15 protein-coding genes and 2 pseudogenes are annotated in these 18017 nt (G+C 72.6%); 5 read left to right on the top strand and 12 right to left on the bottom strand.

Annotated features, from left to right (window positions below; translation table 11 throughout):
• The first annotated feature begins 216 nt into the window (after positions 1–216).
• Positions 217–2493, top strand: a complete 2277-nt coding sequence (locus AB0F38_RS08535) for a hypothetical protein (RefSeq protein ID WP_361888919.1) — start codon at positions 217–219, stop codon at positions 2491–2493.
• Here AB0F38_RS08535 and AB0F38_RS08530 read toward each other — a convergent pair.
• The 6 genes from AB0F38_RS08530 to AB0F38_RS08505 all read right to left on the bottom strand — a co-directional run bounded on the left by AB0F38_RS08530 (position 2463) and on the right by AB0F38_RS08505 (position 9015).
• A complete protein-coding gene (locus tag AB0F38_RS08530) occupies positions 2463–4898 on the bottom strand; it encodes a right-handed parallel beta-helix repeat-containing protein (protein WP_361888673.1) in 2436 nt (811 codons plus the stop codon). The genes AB0F38_RS08535 and AB0F38_RS08530 overlap by 31 nt on opposite strands.
• A gap of 220 nt (positions 4899–5118) precedes the next feature.
• A complete protein-coding gene (locus AB0F38_RS08525) occupies positions 5119–5730 on the bottom strand; it encodes a hypothetical protein (protein ID WP_361888917.1) in 612 nt (203 codons plus the stop codon).
• Between the two features lie 134 nt (positions 5731–5864).
• Complete coding sequence (locus AB0F38_RS08520; protein ID WP_361888670.1) at positions 5865–6689, bottom strand: MOSC N-terminal beta barrel domain-containing protein; 825 nt, start codon at positions 6687–6689, stop codon at positions 5865–5867.
• Positions 6690–6736: 47 nt separating this feature from the next.
• A complete protein-coding gene (locus AB0F38_RS08515) occupies positions 6737–7225 on the bottom strand; it encodes a DUF6643 family protein (protein WP_361888667.1) in 489 nt (162 codons plus the stop codon).
• An 835-nt stretch (positions 7226–8060) separates the two neighbouring features.
• Positions 8061–8480 carry a DUF2267 domain-containing protein gene (locus AB0F38_RS08510; RefSeq protein ID WP_361888665.1) on the bottom strand — a complete coding sequence of 140 codons (420 nt, stop codon included), beginning with the start codon at positions 8478–8480 and terminating at the stop codon, positions 8061–8063.
• A 106-nt stretch (positions 8481–8586) separates the two neighbouring features.
• A complete protein-coding gene (locus tag AB0F38_RS08505) occupies positions 8587–9015 on the bottom strand; it encodes an Hsp20/alpha crystallin family protein (protein ID WP_361888662.1) in 429 nt (142 codons plus the stop codon).
• 128 nt (positions 9016–9143) lie between these two features.
• On the opposite strand from AB0F38_RS08505, the gene AB0F38_RS08500 reads away from it, so the two are divergent.
• Positions 9144–9824, top strand: coding sequence for a type III effector protein (locus AB0F38_RS08500; protein ID WP_361888659.1), 681 nt, complete (start codon positions 9144–9146; stop codon positions 9822–9824).
• A 155-nt stretch (positions 9825–9979) separates the two neighbouring features.
• Here AB0F38_RS08500 and AB0F38_RS08495 read toward each other — a convergent pair whose 3' ends face one another.
• Both AB0F38_RS08495 and AB0F38_RS08490 read right to left on the bottom strand, forming a co-directional pair.
• Entirely contained in the window at positions 9980–10204 is a 225-nt protein-coding gene (locus AB0F38_RS08495; protein ID WP_361888656.1) for a hypothetical protein, read from the bottom strand.
• Between the two features lie 76 nt (positions 10205–10280).
• Positions 10281–10999: pseudogene (locus AB0F38_RS08490) on the bottom strand (VOC family protein).
• A gap of 372 nt (positions 11000–11371) precedes the next feature.
• On the opposite strand from AB0F38_RS08490, the gene AB0F38_RS08485 reads away from it, so the two are divergent.
• On the top strand, positions 11372–12463 hold the full coding sequence (locus tag AB0F38_RS08485) for a glutamate--cysteine ligase (protein WP_361888653.1): 1092 nt from the start codon (positions 11372–11374) through the stop codon (positions 12461–12463).
• A 102-nt stretch (positions 12464–12565) separates the two neighbouring features.
• Here AB0F38_RS08485 and AB0F38_RS08480 read toward each other — a convergent pair whose 3' ends face one another.
• The 3 genes from AB0F38_RS08480 to AB0F38_RS08470 are packed head-to-tail and all read right to left on the bottom strand — an operon-like array spanning position 12566 to position 15576.
• Positions 12566–12922 carry a metalloregulator ArsR/SmtB family transcription factor gene (locus AB0F38_RS08480; RefSeq protein ID WP_361888650.1) on the bottom strand — a complete coding sequence of 119 codons (357 nt, stop codon included), beginning with the start codon at positions 12920–12922 and terminating at the stop codon, positions 12566–12568.
• 48 nt (positions 12923–12970) lie between these two features.
• On the bottom strand, positions 12971–14194 hold the full coding sequence (locus AB0F38_RS08475) for an MFS transporter (RefSeq protein ID WP_361888647.1): 1224 nt from the start codon (positions 14192–14194) through the stop codon (positions 12971–12973).
• Positions 14191–15576, bottom strand: coding sequence for an NAD(P)-binding domain-containing protein (locus tag AB0F38_RS08470; protein WP_361888644.1), 1386 nt, complete (start codon positions 15574–15576; stop codon positions 14191–14193). The genes AB0F38_RS08475 and AB0F38_RS08470 overlap by 4 nt, the downstream gene beginning before the upstream one ends.
• Before the next feature lie 205 nt (positions 15577–15781).
• On the opposite strand from AB0F38_RS08470, the pseudogene AB0F38_RS08465 reads away from it, so the two are divergent.
• Positions 15782–15910: pseudogene (locus AB0F38_RS08465) on the top strand (Tellurium resistance); the annotation flags it as partial.
• Positions 15911–15937: 27 nt separating this feature from the next.
• Here the strand turns inward: AB0F38_RS08465 and AB0F38_RS08460 are convergent.
• Positions 15938–17119, bottom strand: a complete 1182-nt coding sequence (locus AB0F38_RS08460) for a glycosyltransferase (protein WP_361888641.1) — start codon at positions 17117–17119, stop codon at positions 15938–15940.
• Positions 17120–17177: 58 nt separating this feature from the next.
• On the opposite strand from AB0F38_RS08460, the gene AB0F38_RS08455 reads away from it, so the two are divergent.
• Positions 17178–17963 carry an aspartate/glutamate racemase family protein gene (locus tag AB0F38_RS08455; protein WP_361888638.1) on the top strand — a complete coding sequence of 262 codons (786 nt, stop codon included), beginning with the start codon at positions 17178–17180 and terminating at the stop codon, positions 17961–17963.
• Positions 17964–18017 lie beyond the last annotated feature (54 nt).

The following is an 18017-nucleotide window of genomic DNA, read 5'->3' as shown; positions in this document are numbered from 1 at the left end:
GATCGGTGCGGAGGACGCCCCCTGTCCGGGATGGTGGTGACTGCGCATCAGCCCGGAAGCCCGAGCGGCGCCCCGTCCCCTTCCTCCACCGGCCGAGACGCCGGACGGACCAGAGAGCGAGTCACCCCATTGCCCCCTGCACCCCAGGCCCCGCAGAGCTCCGGGGCGGCGCTGGAACTGCTCGTCCACGGCGTCGGCGGAACCACCCCCCAGGAGATGCTCGGTGACCCCCGCACGACCAGGATCACCGGTGACGACACGGCCGCCATCCACCGGCGTACCGAGGACGTCGCGGCCGAGGAGCACCCGGAGCGCCACCGGGACGGGCCCGTCGCCGAGGCCTACTGCTGGTCCAACCTCACCTCCGGCAACGGCTCCCGCGCCCTGTGGCTCCTGCTGCTTCCCTTCATGGTGGTCAACCTCGCCCACTGGATGCGGCCCACCGCCCCGGGGCGCACCGGCGCGGTCCGGCTGTACGGAGCGGTCGTGCGGCTCCTCGCCCTCAGCCTCACCGTGCTGCTGACCGCCGCCGTCTGCGAGGTGGCCCTCGACCTGGTGGCCTGGCAGTGCGCGGGTGTCGCCGAATGCTCCGCGCGGCGGTCCTGGCTGGGCTTCCTCGCCACGGAGCAGGGCGGCTGGTGGTCCCAGCCCGGACGTCGGCTCGCCGTCGCCGCGCTCGTGCCCACCGCCCTCGTCGGACTGCTCTGGTACCTGTCCAACCGCACCTGGAGCGCCTACGAATCGCAGCGCCCGCTGACCTGGGACGAACCCGGCGAGGACGACGAGAGGCGGCCCACTCCGTCCGGCGCCCCCGTCGTCCGCCCCGCTCTCGGCAGGCCGGGCTTCTGGTACGGCCGCAGGCTGGTCGCCCGGCTGCGCGCCGCGCACACCGCCGCCGGGTTCCTCACTGTCGCCGCCGCCGTCGGGGGCGCCGCCGCCCGGCACGACCGGGGGGGCGACGGTCCCGTACCCGCGGTGCTCGGCTGGCTGTTCGAGGCATCCCTCGTCCTGTGCGGCCTCGTCGTCGTCGCCGTGGTCTGCCGCCGGGGCCGCAGCGAGCGACGGCTCGACAACCGGCTCGATCGTGCCATCATCACCTACCTGCCCCGGGCCGCGCTCGCCCTCCTGGTCGCCGGCGCGGTGTACGCCGCCTGGTCGCGTCCCGGCTGGGCCTCCTCCGGCGCCCTCCCCGGAGAGGCCGCCTTCCGTCTCCTCACACTCGGCCAGGGCATCCTCGTCGTCGTACTCGCCGCGGTGGCACTGAGCCTGTACCGGCGCACCCGCGAGCCGCGCACCACCCTCCACGGCCTCGGCGGCCCCGCCGTCGCGATGCTCGCCTGCGCCCTCGGCGGTGTGATGACCGGAGGAGTCGCCCAGCGCGTCGCCGACTGGCTCGACGGTCCCGGCACCCCGGGCATGGGCAGCGGCTCCGCGATCGAGGGCCCGCCCGTGGTCCTCAGCTGGCAGGCCTCCGTCATCCCGGTCCTCCTGCTGCTCCTGCTCGTCCCCGTCACCTGGCTGGTCGTCCGTACCGCCCGGCGCGCCCGCCGGATGGGACCCGAGGTCGAGGCCGAGTACGAACAGACACACCCCGACCCCGGCCGCACCCGGCGGATCGCCCGCACGAGGGCCACGGCCGCGCTCACGGACTCCGCGCCCCGGATCGTCGGGCTGGTCTCCGGCGCCACACTCCTGCTCGGTGCCGGAGCGGTGACAGGGGCCTGGATCAGCGGCGAGGTTCCGGGCCTGGCCATGGAGGGCACCAGCCCGCTCGTCGAATCCATCGCCGAGGCAGCCCAGGCGACCGGCTCATGGATGATCGGCTTCGGCTTCATACTCTTCGTCACCTGGGGACGCCGCGCCTACCGGGACGTCTCCGCCCGGCGCACCATCGGCATCCTCTGGGACGTCGGCACGTTCTGGCCGCGCGCCGCCCACCCCTTCGCACCGCCCTGCTACGCCGAGCGGGCCGTACCCGACCTGTCCTCCCGGATGTCCGCCTGGACGGCCCGCACCCGTGGCCGGCTCGTCATCTCGGGACACTCCCAGGGCAGCGTGCTCGCCGCTGCCGCCGTCTGGCAGCTGCCCGACGCGGCGCGGCGGCGGGTGGCGCTGCTCACCTACGGTTCGCCGATCGAGCGGCTCTACGGGCGCTGGTTCCCGGCCTACTTCGGCCCCGTCCCGCTGGACGGGCTGCACCGGTCCGTCCACTGCTGGCGCAACCTGTGGCGCGCCACGGACCCGATCGGCGGCCCGGTCGGCATCGACGAGGGCGGGGGACCGGAGGTCGACCGGGGCCCGCTGAGGGACCCGCTGGTCTACGGCCGCACCCCTGAACACCCGCTGCCCGAACCGATCCTGGGGCACTCGGACTACCAGGCCGACCCGGACTTCGCCGTGCAGCGGGCCGCGCTCCTGGAACGGCTCGGACCCGCCCTGCCCCAGCAGGCCGGCGCGGGGACTCAGGGAAGCTCGGGCAGGTCCTCCGGATAGAGCAGGGTCAGGTCCTCCGTGCTCGGCTCGGCGAGCTGGGCGACCCGGCCCGCGTGCCGCTCGACCATCGACTCGAAGGTCTGACGGGCCGTCCGGCCGTTACCGAAGGCCGGACCCTTGGGAAGCGCTGTGAAGTACGTGAGCAGCGCTTCCCCGGACCCGTCGGCCAGGCTGTACTCGTGCTCCTCGGCCTGCTGCTCCACGATCCGCAGCAGCTCCTCCGGCACGTAGTCACTGAAGGTGATCGTCCGTGAGAAACGGGACGCCACACCCGGATTGACCGTGAGGAAGCGCTCCATCTCGTGGGTGTAGCCGGCCACGATCACCACCACCGCGTCCCGGTGGTCCTCCATCAGCTTCACCAGCGTGTCGATGGCCTCCCGCCCGAAGTCGCGGCCGGAGTCCTCCGGCGACAGCGCGTACGCCTCGTCCACGAACAGGACCCCGCCGCGCGCCCGGTCGAAGGCCTCCTGGGTCCGGATGGCGGTGGAGCCGATGTGCTCGCCGACCAGGTCGACCCGGGACACCTCCACGAGATGTCCGTGCTCCAGCACACCGAGCGAGGCCAGGATCTCGCCGTACAGCCGGGCCACCGTCGTCTTGCCCGTGCCGGGGGAGCCGGTGAAGACCAGATGCCGGCGCACCGACGCGGCTTTGAGACCGGCCAGCCGGCGGCGGCGGCCCACCTCGATCATGTCGGTCAGGGCCCGCACCTCGCGCTTGACGCTGTCCAGGCCCACCAGCGTGTCCAGTTCGCCGAGCACGGCATCCGAATCCCGTACGGGCGCGGCCGGGACCGGCGGGGCGGCGGGCTCGGCCGCCCGCTGCACCGGCATCGCACTGAGCAGCCCGGGCGTGGACTGGGTCGCCGTCAGGACCGCGGGGGCCGGGGGAGCGGCGCTGCGCAGCCCGCTCTCGTCGCTGGTGCAGTCCTCCACGACCGGACCGCCGGTGCGCCCCTCGCCGTGTGAGGCACCGCCGTCGGCGAACTCGTAACCACCGCGCGCGCACCGCTCGGTACGGCAGTGGGTGAGCGTGGAACGGCAGCCGTCCATCACATGGAAGCCGTACCCCTCGCTCCCCGTGACCCGGCAGCTGTGGAAGGTGCCGCGGCCCTCGGCGGAGACGTAGAAACCCGCCTCGGCGGGCGAGGTGACCGTGCAGCGCTCGATCGTCGGGTCGGCGCCCTTGGTGACGATGACACCGGTCTGCGCGGCGTCGATGGTGCAGTTGTTCAGGGTGCCGCCGCTGCCGTGGTCACGGAACCACGCCCCGGTGGACGCTTCACGGATCCGGCAGTCGTCGAGCTGGGCGGTGGCTCCGTCGCTCACCGAGACCGCCGTGTTGCGGATCTGGGACAGATCGCTGTCCACGACATCGGCGCGCGAGCCGCGGTCGAGGACGAAGAGGGCGTCGGGCACGTCGTGGACGCGGCACGAGTCGAGTATCACCGTCGCCCCGTCACTGACCCAGACCGCCGGGTAGTCCCCCGTGCTGTCGTGGATCTCGCACTGGTTGGCATCGACACGGGTGCCCGGGTCCCAGACCGACAGGCCGTTGCGGCCGAACCGGCGGACGGTGGAACGGGTCAGGGTCAGCACCGACCGGGACCGCAGATCGACCGCGTTCTCCGGGATGTCGTGGATGTCGCAGTCGGCGAGCGTGAGGACCGCGTCGGTGTCCAGCGTGACCCCGTCCGCGGACGTGCGGTGCACGGTGCAGTCGGTGAGGTGAGCGGTGCCCCGGGCCGTTATCTGCACCCCGCTGCCCTTGATCTCGTAGACCTCGCAGCCCACCGCCTCCAGGCCGCTGCCCTCCCCGGTCACGCTCAGGCCCGCGCCCGACGCGTGGTGCACGCGGCAGCGCTCCAGTCTCGGATGCGCGCCGTCGCGCACCGATATGCCGGCCTGCCCGGCCGAGACGACCTCGCACTCCTCGAACACCCCCCCGGCACCGTCGAGTACGGCGATGCCGACCCCGGACGGGTTGTCGACGGTGCAGCGGCGCACGGTGGGCCTGGCCGCGCCCCGCACCTCTATTCCGGCGGCCGACCTCGTCACGATGCGCAGATCCGACAGCTCGGGTGCGCCCTCCTCGACGAGCAGGGCGGGGGCGGCCGAGTCCTGGCCCTCCACATGGAGATCCTGGATCACGGCGGACGCGCGGACGGTCAGGGGGACGCCGTCGACCGGCGCGATCCGGACGGATCCGACGGAGCCCTCGGGACCGCGCAGGGTCACCGCGCGGTGGACGACGAGATTCTCCCGGTAGGTACCGGGGGCGATGGTGAGGATGTCACCATCGGCCGCAACCTCCAGGGCTGCGGTGAGGGAAGCGTATTCGCCCGTGCGGCGCCGCCATCGCGATGTGCCGGTGTGCGTCACCTGGACCGTGCCCTGTGCCATGGTGCTGCTGTGCCCCCACCTCGTGCCGTGTGCGCTGCCTCGTGCCTGCCCGCAAGCCGGTGCCGTCCGTGCGGGCAGCTCCGGGTCCACCTGCCGAGGAGTCGGGCGGGCCGGTCCACCGTAGCGCGCGCGACGGGCGGGAGCTGACGCGTCGGCCGCCCAGGAGCCCTCTTCAGAAGCCACATCCAGCGCACCGGCCCGGCCGCTGCGCACTCCGGCGTCAGCTGCCCGTACCCGTTCTGCCCCAGTCGGGTCCCGTTTCGGCCCAGGCCATGTCGAGCCGGATGTACCGGCGTTGCATCATGTGCCGTACGACCAGCCTGCGGGCGGTTTCCATCAGACCGGCCGCGAGCAGCGTCACTCCGATTCCGGCCAGCACCGCGTGTGTGCGAGCGGTGGACGCGTCCATGGGGCGCTGCGCCGCACGGCCCGCGTCGTCCGTCCAGATCCGGATCCGGGCGCCCGGGGTGGTGGTCCGGGACGCCGTGACCACCCGCCCCGCACGGACCGTGCCGTCCGGGGCCGTCCAGCGGGCCACCACCGAGGTGCGCGCGGTGCCCTCCGCGACGGCGCTCTCGGGGTCCTGTGCGAAGCGTGACGAACCCAGGGGCTCACGGACCACGACGGCCGCGGTCGGACGGCGCTGCGTGTGCTGGGCCCGCACCGCCCGCTGGAGGGCGTCGTCGGTGAGCGCTCCGCACAGCAGACCGAGCGCCGGGGCCGCGAGCACCATCGACAGCAGCGCGACAAGAGCCACCCAGGCCTCGTGACGGTCGGTGGGCCGGCACAGGGGATTGTGCCGCCACCGCCGGATTCCCAGGACCGCTCGCACCTCACGCACCCCCTTCCGTATCCGTCATGGCCCGATACGGCCCCGCCTGCCTACCGGAGCGGCGTAGAAGCGACCTCAGTACGCCGACGCCATTCCCTGTCCCGTGCGGCCCCGGGCAGCTTGGTGCCCCGGAGTCAGCCGAGGATTCGGACGGGGTCCCCCACCCGGATCGCACCGGTCCCGTCAGGGATCAGATTCTGGCCGAAGCGCAGACTCCTACCCGTCCGGCGATGGCGGGCGAGCGTCCGCAACGGCTCCTTGCCCCGCTCCGCCGTCACCTGGTCGGTGGTGGTGACGACGCAGCGTCCGCACGGCTTCGCCACGCGGAAGGCGACCTCCCCGATCGCGATCCGCCGCCAGCCGTCCTCGGCCCAGGGCGCGGTGCCGTCCACGACCACGTTCGGCCGGAAACGGCTCATCGGCAGCGGGCCCTCGTCCGCGTGGTCGCCCTGCGCCACCAGTGAGTTGAGCGCATCCAGCGAGGCGCGCGCGGTGAGCAGCAGCGGGAATCCGTCGGCGAACGAGACGGTCTCGCCGGGGCGGGCCCAGGCGGGGTCGATGGGCCTTCGGTGCGACGGCTCGTCGAGATGGACGAGCCGGACCTCCGCACCGAGGTGCGCACCGAACCAGGCGTGCGCGGCCCCTGCTGCCTCCACCACCTCGACCTTGTCCGCGAAGAGCTCCGCGGGGACCGTGGTGGCCGGATCGGGCACATCCACGGTCAGCGGCGCACCTCCGGGCCCCGACAACACCAGCCCGCCACCCGGCAGCAGCGCTGCGGACAGCTGTGCCAGGCGAGGCAACTGACGCTGTGTGACGACCCTGTCCGCGCTGTCGATCAGCATCCAGCGGCGGTCGCCGGCGAGTCCCCACGGCTCGACGACGGCCTCCTCGGTCGCGCACGCGGTCAGTGACTTGACCGGGTGGACGCGGATGGCGCTGAGTACGGGAGAGACCATGCGTCCATCCTGCCAGCCACCACTGACAGCCGACCCTCTCGCCCCGCTCAGTACCCCCGGCCCTGGTACGGGCGGTTGTACGGGTCCTCGTACGGGGACGGCGCGGGCGCCGGCCTCGGGGAGGCCGGGCGCATCGCTTCGTAACCCGTACCGGGCCGCTGCTGCTGAGGCTGCGGCTGCTGGTAGCCACGGGGCGCGGCGGGCTGCTGCGGGATGTACGGGGCCGGTGCGTGCTGCAGATGCGCGGGCTGCATCATCGGCGCCTGCTGCACACGGGCGTTCTGGTACTGCGGCTGCGGCGCCTGCTGCGGGTAGCCGTAGGACCCGTTGTGCTGCGACGGGGCCGCGGGCAGGGCCGGAAGCGCGGACGGCAGGGCAGGCAGGTAGCTGCTGCCGGTGTCGTAGGCGGCCGGAACTCGGATCGGTGCGATCTGAGGGGTACCCCGCTCGGCGACCAGGGAGTCGTAGATCGGGGTGTCGGGGAACGACGGCGCGGCGTAGTAGCCGCCTCCGTAGGTGGAGCGAGGGGAGGTCATGAGACATAAGGTAAGCCCACGATGTGCTGATTGGGGAGCCCCAATCCCGGGGCCATCCGATTTACGCTGCTTTTGTCTACCCGACCTGCCAAGGCGTCGTTAAAGCCCCCGTAAACAGTGGGGGCCTTTCTGTCGGAGGATGTGGCTGACAAGAAGTGGCGGGTGGACTACAAAGGGCGACATCGGCCCGGCGCTCGCCCGGCCCCGGGCCTCCGAAGCGGAGTGCCTGGAGTCTTTCGGCCATCCCGGAATCGGCCGGGCGACCGCGGCCTGCCGGTCGCCACTGACGACTGGACGCCAGGTGAGTACCTGGCCTGCCGGCGGCTCGGTGCGTCGCGGAGGCGGCGCGGGAACCGGCGGTGGCGTCGGCCGGTGGTGCGTACCGGTGGAGTGGTGCCGAGGCGGGGCGGAACGCGGGCCTGCCGCGCCATCGTTCACCGGACGGTTCAGAGGTGTACGCCAGGACTTCGGCCGTCCCAAGCGCTCCTGACGTTCTGTCGCGCGAATATGGCAGAGGGCCGGAGGAGGTCAAGCGGCACCCATCACGCCACCTTCTCCGAGCCGGGACCGACGTGGGAACGCCGGATTTCGCCGAGCCGTCTTGATCGCGTAGCGCGGGGCGCCGCAGTTGTGCACGGAGATGTTCTCGACGAAGTACTCCTGACAGCCGGCGATGTCGAGATTCCGAACAGCCCTTTCTATGGGTCGCGGTGGTTATGCACACGCACGGAGCACTGACGCGGCTGCCGCCATTGCGCCGCGCTGCGGGTCCTCGCCGCCGCCGTCCGATGGCTGCCCGCACCCAACGCCCGGACCGTGTGCGAGGACAGCGCTGTCACGTGTCGTCGTCGTTGTCGGTGGGCGGCCGGGACGGGCCGGGGTGCCCGAAGAGCAGGTCGTACCCGGGAGGCAGCTGGAGCAGCAGCCGCTCCGTGAGGTCCTGGCCCGCGGCATCGGCCGCCACGCTCAGGACCGCGCCGACGTCCCACAGGGCGGTCTGCTCGGTCGCTCCCTCGATCCACGCCGCCGTGGCACGGACGAATCTTTCGGGAGAGAGCGGTTCGGCCGCCTGGAGAGGGTTCAGCAGGATGAGAGCGAACGTATCCGGTAGCTTCGCGGCCAGTTCGACACGCTCTTCGCCCACCAGGTGAGCACCCAGCAGCGCGAGAACCGTGCGTGCCGCTCGTTCCGCCTCGTGCGGCGAGCGGTAACTGCCGCGCTCCCGGACGGCGTCCAGAAATGCCGGCCAGCTCATGTGTGTCACCGTTCGGCCTCCCTCGTACGGAGGAAGGCGGAGGGCGGACGGTGGGAGGGGGCATGGTCCGTCCTCCGCCGGTTGTACGGGCCCGTGCGTGCCCGGCTCAGCTCTCGATCTCGGTACGGGCGGACTGTCCGCTTCCGATGCTGATCTTGCGCGGCTTCGCGCGCTGCGCGATCGGGATGCGCAGAGTCAGCACGCCTGTCTCGTAGTCGGCCCGGATGTTCTCCGTGTCCAGACTGTCGGTCAGGACGATCTGCCGGGAGAAGACGCCCAGCGGCCGCTCGGAGAGCTCCATCTGCACGTCCTCGGTCCTCTGCGGCGGCCGGCGTTCCGCCCTGACCGTCAGCATGTTCCGTTCGACGTCGATGTCGATCGCGTCGCTGGAGACGCCTGGCAGATCGAACGCCACAACGTATTCGTCGTGGTCGCGGTAGGCGTCCATCGGCATGGCCGACGGCTTGGACCAGGTCCCGGTGATCTGCTGGGCGAGCCGGTCGAGTTCACGGAAGGGGTCGGTGCGCATAAGCATCGGGAAACACCTCCACTGCGTCATCGCGTCATGCGCCTTTTCCTGCATTCCGTTGTAGCATGTCAACGAAGCGATGACAAATGCCATGTCACCTGATCGGTGACAAGGAGGGAAAGGGGGTCCGGCGTATGCAGGATTCAGCACGATCCGAGTCCCGGCCGGTGGCCCCGCCCACGGCTCTGGCGGCCCTGGGTGCCCTGAAGGCGATAGACGCGGCGGTGGCGGGCGCCCGGTCGCACGATCCGCGCCCGCAGCCCGCCGCCGCCCCGCCGGCCCCGAACGGAGGGGAGGCGCTGGCCGCACTGATCCTGCTTCGCGAGATCAGGCAGCAGCTTGCCGCCTGGGAGTCCGGCCTCATCGAGGAGGCCCGTGCCAGTGGGGTGAACTGGGCCGACCTCGCAGAGCCTCTGGGGGTCACGAGCCGCCAGGCGGCGGAGCGCCGGTATCTGCGCCTTCGCCCGGGCCCGACGGGAAGTACGGGCGAGCAGCGTGTACAGGCGACACGGGATGACCGGGCCGCCCACCGCAGCGTCGCCGCATGGGCCCGCGAAAACGCTGCGGGCCTGCGCCGGCTCGCGGGCCAGATCACCGCGCTGACCGACCTTCCCGCCCCGGCGCAGGGCCCTCTCGCTCGGCTCACCCACGCACTGGCCCAGAACGACGCGGCGTTGCTGGTCGCCCCGCTGAGCGCCGCACAGGACCACATGCGGCCCGGACACCCCGAACTCGCGGCACAGATCGCGGACATCACACACAGAGCGGAATCACTGCGCCGGCACAGCAACACCAAGCGCCGCGGCGCACAATGACCCACCGGTCCCTGGCCGCAGCCGAACCGCCCCGGCCGTCCGCCAGAGGGTCCTGATCGCATGGCGAGCGGGGCGGCCGACCACCTCGCCACCACGGCTCACCCGTTCGGTCCAGGAGTTGGCCGAGGGCGACCGCCGGGCTTCCCGGAGCGGAGTCAGCCGGTCTCGTACCGATGCGCTCCGGCCCCCTGCCACTGGACCACGGCGGGGTTGTCGAGGATCCGCTCCGGATCGGTCAGCCCGGCATCGGCCAGGAACACGATGAGGTCGTGATCGCTGTGCGCCAGGCCCAGCCTTTCGTCACGCCTGTTGACGTGGACGGTCACGAGACGACCGCCGGACGGCGTCGGCGCGTGGACGGTGATCGGTGGTGTCGCCATGTCTCCAGAGTCGCCTGCCGTGGGCCCATGTGCATCCGGACGCCGTGTGTGCGCGCCCGCTGCGGTGACAGGCCGGTCACGATTCTCGGCTGGTGAGTGTGAACAGTCCGCCGTCCGGGTCCTGCAGGGTCCGTGAGAACCCCTTCGGCGACCAGGAGGTCGCGGACGGCCGCGGCCGGCTGCCACCTGCCGCGGTCGCGGCGACCACGGCACCTTCGACGTCGTCGACGCCGAAGTTCACGAGCCAGCGTGGTCGCAGGTGCGCCTCCGGGGATGTGCGTACACCGCCGCCGCGCAGGGACAGAACGGCTCGTCCGCCCTGCTCGACGACGACGTGATCGTGCCGGTACACGACCTCGATGCCGGGCTCGCGGGCCCAGTCGAGCACCTCTCCGTAGAACACCGCGGCGTCGAACACGTCACTGCTCTGCAGATCGAGGCGGGCGCTGCGCTCGCCGGGCCACCAGGCCGGAGCGGGTCCTTGCCAGAACCCGAATGTGGCTCCGTCCCGGTCCGCGGCGAGGCCGGCTCGGCCCTCGCCCATGGCCACCGGACCCACCGCGAGGGTGGCCCCGCGTTCCTGGATCCGGGCCGCTGTGACATCGGCGTTCCGCACCGCGAAGTAAGGCGTCCACACGGACGCGGGCGAGAGACCTGGCTGCCGGGCCCCGATTCCCGCCACCGGACACCGTCGACCGAGGCGACGAGGAACCGGCCCCCCAGGGAACCGGTCCGGAACTCCCAGCCGAGCACCGCCGTGTAAAAGGCCCGGGCAGCGGAAAGGTCCCCCACCATGAGATTGACCCAGCACGGGACACCGGGCACCGGTGCCACGTGCTCCGCGGCAGACGCAGCCATCAGTTCTCCTCCACAGCCACCCGTTCCACACCGCACCCGCCCTCGCGCGCGAGTCCGAGCCACGGCGGGGCTCGTGCGGGTTGACGTCCGCCCGCACGCCGGACGCCACTCGCCCCGCGAACCTACCCCGCGAGAGCCGCCGGCATGGTTCCTGGCGCGGTGCATCCGGCTGGGTCTTCCCCCTCCGGACCGAAGTCCGGCGCCGGACGGGTCATCCTGCCGAGTGAACCCGGGAGCGCGGGGAAGCCGATGGATGACGGGGCGGGCCCCCGACGGTTGCGGGCGGGCAGGACAGGCTTGGAGGCCACGATGGTACGGACAGTGGGTGTCGAGGAGGAGCTGCTGCTCGTCGACGAACAGAGTGGTGAGCCCCGTGCGCTGGCCACGGCTGTGCTGGCCCTCGCGGAACGCCGTGCGGAGGGGGAGTCGGTCTTCGAACCGGAGCTCCACGACCAGCAACTGGAGTTCGCCACCGAACCGCGCACCGACATGCGCGAACTCGCGGACGAGATCCTTCGCTCGCGGGCCGAGGCGGCGAAGAGTGCCGCGCAGGCCGGCGCCGCCGTGGCGGCCCTTGCCACTGCGCCCCTGCCGGTCAGCCCGTCGATCGGCAGCGGTGAGAGGTACCGGTGGCTGGCCGAGAAATTCGGTCTGACCGCACAGGAGCAGCTGACCTGCGGATGTCACGTGCACGTCTCGGTCGACTCGGACGAGGAGGGCGTCGGTGTGCTGGACCGTGTACGCCCCTGGCTGCCGGTGCTGCTCGCGCTGAGCGCGAACTCACCGTTCTGGCAGGGCCGCGACACCGCGTACGCCAGTTACCGGAGCAGGGTCTGGGGGCGCTGGCCGTCGGCCGGGCCGGTCGAGATCTTCGGCTCCGCGGACCGCTACCACCAACAGGTCGAGGCACTCGTCGGCACGGGGGTCCTGCGCGACGAGGGGATGATCTACTTCGACGCACGGCTCTCGCACCGGTACCCGACCGTCGAGGTCCGAGTGGCGGACGTGTGCCTGGATCCGGCCGACGCCGCGTTGCTCGCCACGCTCGTGCGCGGGCTGGTCGAGACAGCGGCCCGCAGCTGGTCCGCGGGGGAGCCGCCCGGTCAGGTAGGGGTGGGTGTTCTGCGTATGGCCGCCTGGCAAGCCGGCCGCTCAGGGCTGGAGGGGCGGCTGCTCCACCCCCTGACCATGCGTCCCGAGCCCGCGTCCGAAGTCGTGGGCGCCCTGCTCGCGCACGTCCGCGACGCCTTGGAGGACAGCGGCGACCTCGCATCGGCCGAGGCCGCCCTCGGGAAGGTGCTGGAGCGTGGGACGGGGGCACGGATCCAGCGGGAGGCGCTCCATCGCACGGGGAGTCTTCGTGACGTGGTGGCCGAGTGCGTGTCCAGGACGCACGGCTGACGCGGGAACCGCCTCGTCCCCGTCGAGGGCGGAAGGTGGGTGTCCGTCGCCACGGGTGCCGTCCGGCGACGTACTGCCGGCGGTCCGTCATCGACCGGCGGGTCAGTCCCGGGAGGCCAGCATCTGCCCCATCGCGGCCAGGACGGCCGGCTGGACGCGGTAGTAGACCCAGGTGCCGCGCCGCTCCGAGGAGAGCAGTCCCGCCTCCTTGAGCTTCTTCAGGTGATGGGAGACGGTCGGCTGGGAGACGCCGACGTCGGAGATGTCGCAGACACATGCCTCGCCGCCCTCGTGCGAGGCCACGAGGGAGAACAGCCGCAGCCGGACCGGGTCGCCGAGCGCCTTGAACATCGCGGCCGTCCGCACGGCCTCCTCGGCGGTCAGAGCGCGCTCGGTCATGGGTGGGCAGCAGGCTGCGACGTCAGGCTCCAGCACTGGCAACACTCGCACATTCGACATATATCTATGTTGACACATGTCGAACCAGAGTGGTCTCACCCGCCGGACTCACTTCCGTGAGGTGGACGCTGATCTGAGCGCGGTGAGGGAGGCGACCGTGGAGGTGAGGGCGAGCGCGAGGAAGAGGTGGGGGTATCCGCCCAGCGGCAGGGCCAAGGCGGCGCCGGCGAAGGGGGCGAGCGCCGAGGCGGTGGTCGTGGGTGCGGCGAGGAGTCCCGAGAGGCGGCCGTAGTGGGTGGTTCCCCACCGGTCGGTGACGGCCGTTGCCTGAAGCAGGGTGAGGTTTCCCCGGACCGTTCCGGCCGTGAGGGAGAGCGCGACCACCAGCGCGTAGGGACCCGGCGTCAGCGCGAGCGCCGCTGCGGTGGCCCCGCCGAGTGCGATGAGCGTGACCGTTCGAGCCGTGGGTGAGGTGTGGCGGGCGAGGGGGGCGTAGAGGGTGCGGCCCAGGGTCTGTCCCGCGCCGCCGAGGCCCAGGGCCCAGGCTGCCTCGGTGGTGGTGTAGCCGCGTTGGATCAGGAGCGGGACCAGAGCGATCACGGCGGCGGAGACGGCGAACGAGGAAAGTGTGAGGGAGGCGGCCAGCATCCGGAACGGCCGACTGCGGGCGACCGTCCTCGCCCCGAGGCCGAGGTGGGCGGGGGCCGTCGGAGCTTGTGGCCAGGGTGCGTTCAGGGCGAGTGCGTGGGCGGGGATGGTCACGGCGGCGAGGACCAGCGCGAGGACGGCGTAGGTGGCGCGCCAGGACATGTGGTCGGCGAGCGCGGCGGTGAGGGGTGCGAAGACGGTGGAGGCGAGGCCGCCCGCGAGGGTGACGACGGTGAGGGCGCGTATGGGGTCGGGGGCCCACCAGCGGGTGAGGGCGGCGAAGGCGGGCTGGTAGAACGTGGCCGACATGGCGAGGCCGGCGAGCAGCCACCCGGTGGTGAAGACGGCCAGGCCGGGCGCGAGGGCCACGACGAGGATGCTCAGGACGCCGAGGACGGACCCGGCGGTCATGACGGCGCGTGGTCCGCGGTGGTCGATGATCCGGCCGACGCGGATCCCGGCGAGGGCGGAGACGAGCAGGGCCGCGGAGAAGGCCGCGGTGGTCGCCCCGGCCGACCAGCCGGTCGCGGCTGTGATCTGCGGGTTCAGGACGGGGAAGGCGTAGTAGACGATTCCCCAGCTGGTGATCTGCGTGGCACAGAGCGCGGGCAGCACGGCGCGGGGTCGCGACCGGCCCCCCGTCCCGGTCGCGGCCCCGCGTGCGGGGGTGCCGATGCCGGTCACGAGCCGCAGCAGCCGCCGGCCGGTGTCTCGTCAGCGGCCACGGCGCCGGCGCCGAGCTGCACCAGGGCGGGTTCCGGTGCGGCACAGCAGCCTCCGCCCTCGCTCTCGGCGGCCGGGGCGTCGAACAGGCCGGCCCCTCCGCACACCCCGGTTTCCGGGAGGGTGAGTTCGACGCGGTCGGCGGCTTCGAGGTCGCCGGCGACGGCCGCGGCGACGGAGCGGACCTGCTCGTAGCCGGTCATGGCCAGGAAGGTCGGGGCGCGGCCGTAGGACTTCATGCCGACGAGATAGACCCCCGTCTCCGGGTGGGACAGTTCGCGGTGGCCGTGCGGGTAGACGGTGCCGCAGGAGTGCTGGTTGGGGTCGATCAGCGGAGCCAGCTCGGTCGGGGCCTGGAGCCGTTCGTCGAGGCCGAGACGGACCTCGGAGAGGAAGGACAGGTCCGGGCGGAAGCCGGTCAGCACGATCACCTCGTCCACCGGGTCCAGACGGCGTCCGTCCTCGGCGACCAGGACGATCCGCCCGTCGTCAGCGCGTTCGACGGCTTCGGTACGGAAGCCGGTGACGGCGTCTGCGTGGCCCTGGTCGACCGCGGCCTTCGCCGCGAGGCCGAGTGCGCCGCGGGCGGGGAGCTGGTCGGCCTGGCCGCCGCCGAAGGTGGAGCCGCTGATGCCACGCCGGAGGATCCACACCGCGTGGGTGCCGGGCTCGTCCTTCGCGAGGGCGGCGAGAACGGCGAGCGCGGTGAAGGCGGAGGCGCCGGAGCCGATGACGGCGATGCGCCTGCCGGCGTACCGGGCACGGACGGCCGGGTCATCGAGGTCGGGTACACGGTAGGTGATCCGGTCGCCCGCGGCGCGCTCGCCGAGGGCGGCCAGCCCGCTGGCGCCGGCCGGACTCGGGGTGGTCCACGTGCCGGAGGCGTCGATGACCGCGCGGGCGAAGACCCGTTCCTCACTGCCGTCGGCGGTGGTGAGGTGGACGACGAAGGGCTGGCTCTCGCGGTCGGCGTCGACGATGCGGTCGCGGCCGGTGCGCGAGACACCGGTGACGGTGGTTCCCAGACGGAGACGGTCACCGAGGGCTACGGCCAGGGGCTCCAGGTACTGCTCGGCCCAGTCACCGCCGGACGGGTAGGCGGCCGCGTCCGGCCTGGTCCAGCCGGTGGGAGCCAGCAGCTTCTCGGCGGCGGGGTCGGTGAGCTCACCCCAGGTGGAGAACAGCCGCACGTGCGACCAGTCGCGTACGGCGGAGGCGGGGACCGGCCCGGACTCCAGGATCAGCGGGGTGATGCCGCGCTCGACCAGGTGTGCGGCGGCGGCCAGTCCGACGGGTCCGGCCCCGATGACGACGACCGGGAGATCCGCAGTGGTGGTGGTCATGGCGCTGATGTCCTCCGAGATCGGCGGCCGGCTCGACCGCTGCTTCGATTGCTGTCTATGTCCAGAGCCTGCCTCTGGTATCGACGGATGTCAACTTAGACGTGTATCGAATCCATCGCCTGCGGCCGCTGTCGGTCCGGGCCGTAGGGAGGTGGTACCGCGCTGCCCGCTCGGCGATCTCGCGGACCGTGAGCCCCCACCGACGACCAACGACGGGGAAGACCTCACGGTGCAGCGCGAGGCCCGCTGCCTCGTCCCCCGACGCGGGGTCAGCACTCAGCGGACCATCGACGCCGCCTACGGCCGGGGGGTGAACTGGGCCCCCGGCCACAAGCGACTCCCCGGCCGGCTCCGGCGGGACTCAGGGCTCGGGTGCGGTCTCGGGGCGGGCGTACGTGCGCCCCTTCCAGGCCGCACCACGGCCCCGGTGGTGCTGCACCGCCGAGTCCACCGTCATCAGGAGGTAGAGGACGGCGGTGAACGGCAGCAGCGGGGCCAGCCACAGCGACTGCCGGTAGTACCTCAGCATGGGCATGTACGTGCCCGTCATCACCGCCCACGCCGCCCCGCCCGACCACGTCGCCACCGCGTCTCCCGTCAGCAGGCCGGCGGCGAGCGTGGCGGGCGGTGCCACATAGACCAGCCCCAGCCCCAGGACCGTCCCCACCAGCAGCAGCGGGCTGTGCCGCAGCTGCGCGTACGCACTCCGCGAGACCATCCGCCACAGATCCGCGAGCCGCGGATACGGGCGCACACTGTCCACCCGCTCCGCGAGCCCCAGCCAGATCCGGCCGCCGCTCCGCCGCACCGCACGCGCCAGCGACACGTCGTCGATCACCGCCTGCCGGATGGACTCCGGGACCCCGGCCCGCTCGGCGGCTCCGGTCCGCAGCAGCACACAGCCGCCCGCCGCGGCTGCCGTCCGTGACCCCGCCCGGTTCACCCGGCGGAAGGGATAGAGCTGCCCGAAGAAGTAGACGAACGCCGGCACGACCAGGCGCTCCCACATGCTCGTCACCCGCAGCCGGGCCATCTGGGAGACCAGGTCGAAACCGCCCGCACCCTCGTCGCCCGCCGCGGCGACCAGCTCCCGCAGGCTGTCCGGCTCGTGCGCGATGTCGGCGTCCGTCAGCAGGAGGAACTCGGGCTTCCGCTGCCGGGCCAGCGCCATCCCGTGCCGCAGCGCCCAGAGTTTGCCCGTCCAGCCCGGCTCCGGCTCACCCGGCGTCACCACCGTCAGCGGCAGTCCACCGAACCGTACGGACAACGCACGCGCGAGTTCCCCCGTGCCGTCGCGACTGCAGTCGTCGACGAGGAAGACCTCCGCGTCCCCGGGGTAGTCCTGGGCGAGCAGCGACGGCAGGCTCACCGGCAGCACCTCGGCCTCGTCCCTCGCCGGTACGACCACGGCCACCGAGGGCCAGCGCGCCGGCTCCGCACACCGGGGGAGCCGCTGGTCGGTCCGCCAGAAGAACCCCTGGCCCAGCAGCAGCCACACCCACACGGTCAGCGAACCCACGGCGATCCAGGCAACGGCGCTCATCCGCCGAAGTCTGCCCCACTTCGGCGAGGCCGCAAGGGCCGTCGACTATGGTGACCGGGTGAAGATCGCACTTATTGACTCGGGAATCGGCCTGCTCGCGGCAGCTGCCGCGGTACGCCGGCTGCGGCCTGACGCCGATCTGGTGCTGTCCTCCGATCCTGCCTCGATGCCCTGGGGCCCCCGTACGCCCGAGGACGTGACCGCACGCGCGCTCGCCGTGGCACGCGCCGCCGCCGCCCACCGGCCCGACGCCCTGATCGTCGCCTGCAACACCGCGTCCGTCCACGCCCTGCCCGCACTGCGGGCCGCACTGGAACCGGGCCTGCCGGTCATCGGTACGGTGCCCGCTATCAAGCCGGCCGCCCAGGGTGGCGGCCCCTTCGCCATCTGGGCCACCCCCGCCACCACCGGAAGCCCCTACCAGCGCGGGCTGATCCATGACTTCGCCCGGTCCGTCGACGTGACGGAAGTGCCCTGCCCGGGACTCGCCGACGCCGTGGAGAACGCCGACGAGACGGGCATCGAGCGTGCGGTGGCCGCCGCCGCCGCCCTCACTCCGCCCGATGTCGAGGACGTCGTCCTGGGCTGCACCCACTACGAGCTGCTCGCCGGCCGCATTCGCGCCGCGGTGCAGCAGCCCGGCCGCCCGCAGGTCGCCCTGCACGGCTCCGCCGACGCCGTCGCGGCGCAGGCGCTCCGCCGCATCGGTGCCGCGGCCGCCCCGTCGGCCGAACCCGTCGGCGCCCTCACCGTCCTCCTCGGCGGGCACCCAGCGGGCCTGCCGGAACCCGCTCTGGCCTACGCCGAGGGCCTGCTGCTCAAGGCCGTCAGCACCGTACTCTGACCTGTCCCTGACCGCCCGAGGTGGCTCCGGTCACCTCCACCGGACGCGGAACGT

This window comes from Streptomyces sp. NPDC025273 (genome assembly GCF_040638585.1).
In the GTDB taxonomy this organism is placed as follows: domain Bacteria; phylum Actinomycetota; class Actinomycetes; order Streptomycetales; family Streptomycetaceae; genus Streptomyces; species Streptomyces cinereorectus.
Note: the sequence above shows the minus strand (reverse complement) of the source record. Positions and strands in the feature narration are given on the sequence as shown.

Excerpts from the sequence above, each read along its gene's own strand:
- AB0F38_RS08500 (WP_361888659.1), top strand. The coding sequence starts at position 9,144 with ATGCAGGATTCAGCACGATCCGAGTCCCGGCCGGTGGCCCCGCCCACG.
- AB0F38_RS08495 (WP_361888656.1), bottom strand. The coding sequence starts at position 10,204 with ATGGCGACACCACCGATCACCGTCCACGCGCCGACGCCGTCCGGCGGT.
- AB0F38_RS08485 (WP_361888653.1), top strand. The coding sequence starts at position 11,372 with ATGGTACGGACAGTGGGTGTCGAGGAGGAGCTGCTGCTCGTCGACGAA.
- AB0F38_RS08515 (WP_361888667.1), bottom strand. The coding sequence starts at position 7,225 with ATGACCTCCCCTCGCTCCACCTACGGAGGCGGCTACTACGCCGCGCCG.
- AB0F38_RS08470 (WP_361888644.1), bottom strand. The coding sequence starts at position 15,576 with ATGACCACCACCACTGCGGATCTCCCGGTCGTCGTCATCGGGGCCGGA.
- AB0F38_RS08460 (WP_361888641.1), bottom strand. The coding sequence starts at position 17,119 with ATGAGCGCCGTTGCCTGGATCGCCGTGGGTTCGCTGACCGTGTGGGTG.
- AB0F38_RS08505 (WP_361888662.1), bottom strand. The coding sequence starts at position 9,015 with ATGCTTATGCGCACCGACCCCTTCCGTGAACTCGACCGGCTCGCCCAG.
- AB0F38_RS08510 (WP_361888665.1), bottom strand. The coding sequence starts at position 8,480 with ATGAGCTGGCCGGCATTTCTGGACGCCGTCCGGGAGCGCGGCAGTTAC.
- AB0F38_RS08535 (WP_361888919.1), top strand. The coding sequence starts at position 217 with ATGCTCGGTGACCCCCGCACGACCAGGATCACCGGTGACGACACGGCC.
- AB0F38_RS08480 (WP_361888650.1), bottom strand. The coding sequence starts at position 12,922 with ATGTCGAATGTGCGAGTGTTGCCAGTGCTGGAGCCTGACGTCGCAGCC.
- AB0F38_RS08530 (WP_361888673.1), bottom strand. The coding sequence starts at position 4,898 with ATGGCACAGGGCACGGTCCAGGTGACGCACACCGGCACATCGCGATGG.
- AB0F38_RS08520 (WP_361888670.1), bottom strand. The coding sequence starts at position 6,689 with ATGGTCTCTCCCGTACTCAGCGCCATCCGCGTCCACCCGGTCAAGTCA.